The organism is Kitasatospora sp. NPDC033851, assembly GCF_055576085.1.
This window is the reverse complement of the sequence record NZ_JBVIRL010000008.1, coordinates 348,605-356,000: the sequence shown is the minus strand read 5'-3', so window position 1 is coordinate 356,000 and position 7,396 is coordinate 348,605. Positions and strand designations below refer to the sequence as shown.

4 protein-coding genes and 1 pseudogene are annotated in these 7,396 nt (G+C 63.5%); 3 read left to right on the top strand and 2 right to left on the bottom strand.

Annotated elements, in window-relative coordinates; genetic code table 11:
- Positions 1-206 precede the first annotated feature (206 nt).
- Complete coding sequence (locus ACZ51D_RS18800; protein ID WP_465662879.1) at positions 207-1,160, bottom strand: hypothetical protein; 954 nt, start codon at positions 1,158-1,160, stop codon at positions 207-209.
- Positions 1,161-1,351: 191 nt separating this feature from the next.
- Here ACZ51D_RS18800 and ACZ51D_RS18795 point away from each other — a divergent pair, with 191 nt between their 5' ends.
- Positions 1,352-2,764, top strand: coding sequence for a hypothetical protein (locus ACZ51D_RS18795; protein WP_465662877.1), 1,413 nt, complete (start codon positions 1,352-1,354; stop codon positions 2,762-2,764).
- A gap of 1,094 nt (positions 2,765-3,858) precedes the next feature.
- On the opposite strand, the pseudogene ACZ51D_RS18790 reads toward ACZ51D_RS18795, so the two are convergent.
- Positions 3,859-4,026, bottom strand: a pseudogene (locus ACZ51D_RS18790) (DUF255 domain-containing protein); the annotation flags it as partial.
- Between the two features lie 306 nt (positions 4,027-4,332).
- Between ACZ51D_RS18790 and ACZ51D_RS18785 the strand changes: the two are divergent.
- Together ACZ51D_RS18785 and ACZ51D_RS18780 are read left to right on the top strand one after the other, a co-directional pair.
- Complete coding sequence (locus tag ACZ51D_RS18785) at positions 4,333-6,468, top strand: ATP-dependent nuclease (RefSeq protein ID WP_465662875.1); 2,136 nt, start codon at positions 4,333-4,335, stop codon at positions 6,466-6,468.
- Entirely contained in the window at positions 6,465-7,355 is an 891-nt protein-coding gene (locus ACZ51D_RS18780; protein WP_465662873.1) for a UvrD-helicase domain-containing protein, read from the top strand. Before ACZ51D_RS18785 ends, ACZ51D_RS18780 begins: the two co-directional genes overlap by 4 nt.
- Positions 7,356-7,396: the final 41 nt, after the last annotated feature.

Below are 7,396 nucleotides of genomic sequence, written 5' to 3'. Positions count from 1 at the left end.
CCATCCGCATATCGCATGCGAGACGGTCTACAGCGGCAGGTGACCGTCCGTCAGTAAAACGGCAGATCCATCACCCCAAAGAGCAGATGTCAGTATGCGGTCGAGGAGGTGTGTTCTGCGGGTCGCGGCGTCTTCTTCACCGCCAGGCGCTTCCTCGCCACCCCGCCCGGGCCTGTGCCGCCGGCCCGGGCAGGTACGGGTCTGGATTACTCCGCTGAAGGTTCGGGAATGCGCCAGAGAATGGGGAAGCGATCCACGTCCGGCAGGCTGAGCGGGCCTATCTGCTTGATCAGATAGCCGAAGACCATGTGGTGGGCGTCCTCGGACACGTCGTCCCAGGTGTCCGGGGTCACGATCATGACCTCTCTCATCAGGCTCAGGTCCGACTCGTTCTCAAGCATCTCCGCTCGATCGTCCCGGTCCATCGTCTCGTCGGCCCGCATCGCGCGGATCGACTCTGCGAGAAGGTTAGGCTCCGCCCTCAAGCGGCGGCGCACTTCCCGGCAGCCGTAGTGGAAGGCCGCGAATGCGTCCATCGCCTCCCGGTCCATGTTCTGGTAGCCGTACGGCGTGCCTTCGGTGGCTCCGATGTAGTCGCCCTTCAGCGTGTGCAGTAGGACCCTCAGCGCGTGCTCGGCCCCGTCCTCCTCGATGAACTTCTCCATCGCCCGGACCCACATGTCCTCGGAGATGATCGGTTCGTGCGGGGCGGCGAGCCCGGGGGCGATCTGGATGGCGCTGAACGGGTTGACTAGGAGGCCCATGACCATGTCGGCTGTCCACTTGCCGTCCTCACCGCCCCAGCCGCTGTTGGCCAGTTCCTGGAACGACTTCCGGGCGCCTTTCTCTCCTTCGCGGGCCGCCCGCCACAGCAGCAGGAACCTCCTGACCTCGGCGTCCTCGTCCCGAGGGGGGCTGCACAGGCCCGCCAGCACCATGACAATGTCGTGCACCGTCTCCCAGCGCGGCATCTGCTTTCTGTTGATCGCGGACCGCACGGTCTCGTGGCTGGGTCCAGACAACGGGTCCTCCCGCTCGCGGATCAGCGTGCTCACCTTTCGGAAACTCAGCTGACCCGCCGCCCGGTGCAGTTCCTGCAACGCGTCGACCAGTTCCTGGTGCCAGCCCTCCGGCCGGGACTCGTCCGGGGTGTGTACCACTCGGATCCTCCTGATTCAGGGCCGGTGAACGGGCTCCGGCCGGGGGTGTCAAGTTTCGCTGCCGCGGCGTATGACGCAGTCAGCTTCCGTCAAGTTCGACGCCCAATCCTCCGCTTGGTGACTAACGACTGAACGCCCAGGTGAGCATGGTGAGGACACCAGCGGAGCACGACACCCGAGGAGTTCGCCCCGTGCACATCCCTGCCTACGCACACGGCACGATCCGTGCCGCCCTACCCGCCATACCGACGGGCCGGCAGATGGCGAGCCTGGACTGCTGCGTGTGCGGCGCCCCGTTCGGCCGGGATCTCGGGGCGATACCGCTCGGCCCCGCTCCGGAGGCCGGTCTGTCCGGGTGCCGCCCATGTCTGAGCCGACTGGTCACCCGGGCACGGGAGAACCGGGACGCCGGCCTGGCACGGAACGCCGAGCAGATCCGCAAGGATTCCGAGGCCTGGGAATCGGTCCGCGACCACTACTTGGCCCGGCTCGACGCAGTCCGGCAGGCCGCGGAGGAAGTCGCCGAGCTGGCCGGGAACGAGGAGATCCCGGCGTTGCGGGTCGCCTGGCTGTCGATATCGCTGGAGTCGGCCCACACCTGGATCCCCGACGCCCCGGAGTCTCCGTCCTCGGTCGACCGGGAGGACCACCTTCTGACGAACGCGGAGATGTTGATGGGTCGCGCCATGATCACGGCCCGCGGGGCCGTGGCCGACAGGCTCGTCTACCACCTGGTCAATGAGGTGCAGCCCGAGGAACCGGAGATCTGCGAGCAGCTGGAGTGCCCCGAGGACTGCTCGGGGCGGCATGACACGTCGCACATCGACTGCGGACCGGACGCCATTTTCGGGGACCTCCTGGAGTACGGCGTCTCCATCGAGGAACCCGGCCCGGCCCCCCTGCCCCCGCAGCTCGCCGCACTCTTCGCACCACAGCTCGAGGAGCCGCCCCCGTTCTTCCCGGGGCTGGAGGAGCAGGCCGCGGCCGCGCTCCCTCGTCTCGGAATCGATCCCGGCGACCCGGAGGTCTTGCTGAGCGCGGCGGCTGCGGGGCTGGTCGCCGAAGCCCTGCTGAACGAACCGCTCGACGCGCTCCGCGCAGCACCCGGTGGGCCGGACGCCGGCGATGTCTTCGCGCAGGGCGTCGACTTGTACCGTCGGGCCCGCAAGGCGCTCGTCGCCGCCCGTGACGGCGGGCCTGAACGACTCGGCGCGTTCACGGCCGTCGCCTCGGACCTGGACCTCCCGTGGGCAGGCGGCTCCCGTTTCACGCTGCGCGCTGCGTCCGGGCCCGCCGCCGACTTCGTCCGGAACATCGAGGAACAGGTCTGGATCACCGAGGAGTTGATGCGCCGGCAGGGCTGGCGCGACGCCCTTCTGCACCGGGCGTTCACAGCTGTCTTCAAGGCCACACACCACTTCGGTATGCCCGGGTGGCCCGCCGTGGTCGACGCCGCGATGAAGCGCTTCGCCGCGCTGGACCGGCTGTCCGCACCTCCGGAGCTCGCCGATCTCGGTGCCGTGGAGGCCGCGCTGCTCCAGGAGCCGGACCGGTTGGGAGTGAACGCCCTCGGGTGGCTCGTCCGTCATGCCGTCCTCGGTTAGCGGTGGGCGGCCTCACCGGCCGCGCAAGGAGTCATGTCGGCACGAGGCGCGGAGTATCGACATACTCAGGGCCTTGACCGGAATCCTCGGCCCCATCCAGCCGCGCCCCTGTGGCGAAGAGGCGGCCGCAGTTCTGATCACGTCACGCCGAGGCGAGTCGGGTGCCCGGGGAGCGGGGGTCGCACGGTGAGCTGGGATCGGGTGACTCTGTTCGTGCTCGCCTCGTTCGGCTGCCTCACCTTGCTGCTGACGCAGATCAGTGAGGTGCTGTCGAAAGTGCCTCCAATAATCCGTGCATGGAGGCGGGTCCAAAACGAGCTGCGCCGCGGCGACCATGACCGTTCGGCTGCCGACCGGCCAGACGCGGAGGAAGCCGCGGAGGAGGGTGGGGAGGAGGAGAGGGGAACGGTGGCACGACGGAGCGGGGGCTGAGGCGAGCGGTGGACGGCACCCCGGCCGCCTGCAGTCGGCCCTCAAGACCACCGAGTCCCACCGACATTGCACCCTTCACTATCAGTAACACTGCCCGGCGCCACATCGTGCGTCATCGAAGCAACCCAGGCGCCTGCGCTCGGCACTTCCCAGCCCATCTCATCGTCATGGCCGCCTCGTGTGCACTGGTCGATCTCTCATCGTTTCCGCAGGTCGGCGACGCTCTGACCTGCGGAAACGCCATTAGGTCGGCCTGGACCGAAGGCCCTTGGGCTCGCGGTGTGAAATGCTAGTGAACTGAGTTCAATCTCGGCACAGGACCTCTCCTGGCCTGAAGCGCAACAAAACACTATTGATCACGTAATGATGATTAGTCGTCAGCTGAGCGCCAATGTCCCGGCTGCTGCTGCGGGCTTGACCCGGAGTCTCCCAGTCGAGTGCTTTTGCGAAGCCGCAATCAAGTTCCTCAGCGCCCGCCACCAGCCGTCCCGGAGCCGACCATCTGCGCCCCGGAGACTCCGCCTGCACGCCAGACCGCACGCATCAACCCGCACTCGGCAGCCCGTCGGAGAACCAACTCCAACCGGCCCGATCGGCCTCGGCCCGCGAACCCCGAGCGGTGCAACTTGTGTGCCATCACGTGGCACCAGTTGATTGATCGTCAGAAGCTGTAACCAATGGCAGGATGCGTACCCTACCGAGAGGAGGATGGGTACGTCCCGCCTTGCTGCTTCTGACATCGCCTCCTCTCCCCACTCCCACCAGTCCACAGGATTGGTGGCGTGCTGCTGGAGATACGGCGACTGGGCATGCACCAGTCGATTCACCATGCCCGCAGTATCCTAGACACTCCACCCACCGCGCGGACCGATCAGCCAACACGCCGAGGATCTGCCCCTCACGACCTGAGCCGACGCTTCGCAGCAGCACAGCTTCAGAGCATCGATTGGTCTCCGCCACTGCAGCATCGCTCCCTAAGCCAAGCAGGCACCGGCCGCAGCCCGTCAGTACCATGAGGCTGTCAGGTAGTCCGCTCTGCAAGTCAGCCAGGGCTGGGAAATCGACCCAAACGGTCACACGGCGACCGCTTCGAGGCTACTGTCTTGGCCCAAGTGCGCGCCCTGACAGGAGCGATCGTGAGCGCAGGTCAGCCAGAGTCTTCCGAACAGCCGCAGTCCGTACCGAAGGTGAGCCCGCCCAGGGTCACGAGGACGGACGTCAAGAACTTCCGTCTTCTGCGGGACGTCAGCATCGCCTTCGACAAGGACGTCACAGTCTGTGTGGGCCGGAACAACACCGGGAAGACGTCGCTGGCGGAGGTACTGAGCAGATTCCTCCGCCCTGGCGACATCAGGCTCCGTGTAGAGGACTTCTCTACAGAGGCCTACTCAGAGTTTTCCCAGGCATACAAGACGTTCACCACTGGAGACGAGGAAGCCGCGCGAAAGCTGCTCCCGGAGATCTCGCTGACTGTCTTCATCAGCTACGACAAGGAGACCGCCGAGTACGGCCCTCTCGGCTCGCTCATCGTCGACCTCGATCCGGACTGCACCGAAGTGGTTGTGACTGTCCGCTACGCGCTGAAGCCCGGTGCAATGAAAGAGTTCTTTCGCGACGGGCCAAACGACTTGGCGGAGGGTTGGGGTGATTCGCTCCTCCTCTCCCTGATAGGCCCTCGCATCCCTTACCTCTTCGAGCGATCCGCCATGGCCGTGGACCCAGCCGATCCGACGAACTTCCGCCAGGTTTCGATGAGCGAGATCGCCAGAGCAATCAAGGTCGATTTCGTGAAAGCACAGCGCGGCCTCGACGACGAAACGGAGCGACCCAAGGAGCCGATCGGCAAGGTCTTCGAATCGCTTTTTATCGGAGCATCGAAGGCAGATGAAAACTCTCCCCTCAGGGACTTCGCCGATGATGCGGAAGCCGCTCTGGGAGAGATCTTTTCCAACCTGGACGGAAAAATCCAGGACATGTACGACAAGATGGCGCCCACCGTCTCCGACTTCGGATATCCAGGCCTGGGGAACCGGAATTTCTCCACCCGGACAACCCTCGACGCGAAACGTCTTCTGGCGAACTTTACGAGCATCAGGTACCCAGGATCAGCCGGAATCGAACTACCCGAGTCGTACAGCGGCCTGGGGTCTCGAAATCTCCTCCTCATCCTACTCACGCTCTTCAGTTACTATCGGGATTACGCAGCCCAACGCAACCAGTCCTGCATCCACTTGATCTTCATTGAGGAACCCGAAGCACACCTCCACCCTCAGATGCAGGAGATCTTCATTCACCAGCTCGGGGCATTCAAGAAGAACTTTCCCGCCACGGACCAGAAGTCGAATTCCTGGAACGCGCAATTCCTCGTAACTACTCACTCTGCTCATATTGCCAACAGGGTGGGATTTTCCGCCGTTCGATACTTCCGACTGGGCGAGCTCAGCGAGGCGGATGGCGCCACGAGCTCACAAGTTCTGAATCTTGCCGATGCCCCGGGAGTGAGCAAGGAGTTTCTGCACAAGTACCTGACCTTGACGAGGGCCGACCTCTTCTTCGCCGACAAGGCCATCCTGATCGAGGGAACGAGCGAACGCCTCTTCATTCCCGCCGCAATTGCGAGGTTCGACCAAGCTGGCGGGGAAGAGGGAGGGAGCCTGGCGAGCCAGTACGTCACCGTCATGGAGGTCGGCGGCGCGTACGCCCACCTCTTCTACCCATTCCTGGATTTCTTGGGGCTTCCGACGCTCGTCATCACCGACCTCGACGCGGTAAAGCCCGACTCCTCCAAGAAGCTCAAAAGCTGCTGCGCGGCCGAAGGAACCACAACCTCAAACGAGGGGATCAAAAAATGGTTCAACAATGAGGAAATTACCCTCACCGACCTGGAAAAGTTCGCGGCTAAAGAGATGCCCGTGATCGAGAGACGCGGGCTCGCCTACCAGGTGCCGGAAATTCCCGGCGGCGCGTGCGGGCGAACATTCGAGGATGCGTTCATCCTGGCCAACCCAGAAATCTTCAACCTAGAGGATTTCACAACCAGGAGCGTTGCGGAGCAGGAGCAGCAGGCCAGAGACCTGGCGAAGAGGCAGAAGAAAAGCAACTTCGCCCTCCGCATTGCCGTCATGGAGGAGAATTGGAATACCCCACGCTACATCAGACGCGGTCTCGAATGGCTGCTTCGCCAAACACCGACGCTGACCGATGCGAACGTTCCGGAGCCCAACGTCGAACACAGTGAAACACCGCCGGAAAGCCAGGTGGCAGTGAGATGAAGACCTCGACCTTCCAAGACGGCGCCACTGCGGACCAAGAAAGCCGGAATGCACTGCGGGAGATTCTCGCTTCCCTGGACAGTCGCCGCAACTTCAAATTGGAGGCCGGCGCTGGCGCAGGCAAGACCCACTCGCTCATCGACACGCTTCGGCACATCCTAGAAAACAGTTCGGAATACTTGCCACGAGATGGCCAGCAGGTAGCGTGCGTCACGTACACCAACGTCGCCCGCGATGAGATCATAAGCCGTACCGACGCCAGTTCCCTTGTCTTCGCTGGAACGATCCACGGTTTTCTATGGGAGATTATTTCCGGTTTTCAAAAAAAACTCGTGCAAGAGATCAGCACGCTTCCCGGTTGGGATCGATTGTTGGCCGAAGAAGGCCCCATAGACGGCTTCTCGGTCAGCTATGATCTGGGCTTTCGCCGTATCAGGGACGGCATCGTCCGGCTCCATCACGACGATGTCCCGGCGCTCGCCATCAGGCTCTTCGAGCGGAAGAAATTCCGGTCGCTTGTCGCCGACAGGTTTCCCATCATCTTCATCGACGAATATCAGGACACTCCCGCCGGATTGGCGGAAGCCATGATCGGCGATACTGCGCCCCAGTCCACCGGGTCAACTTACGGATTCTTCGGGGACCACTGGCAGCAGATCTACGATCGAACCTGCGGAACGATAGATCACCTTCCGGTGACTGCGATCGACAAACGGGCGAACTGGCGCTCCAGTCCGGCCGTCGTGAGCCTGCTTAACCACATGCGGCCCGAACTTCCCCAAGCTCCGGTCCCTGATCGCAAGGCCGGCTCTGTCGTGGTCATCACACGAATTCCTGGACCGGCCCCAGAGAGTCGCGCTCGAAGAAGGGGCAGATCCCTGACGTAACCCTAAAGGAAACTCTTCGCCTCGTCACAGAGGACGCTCGG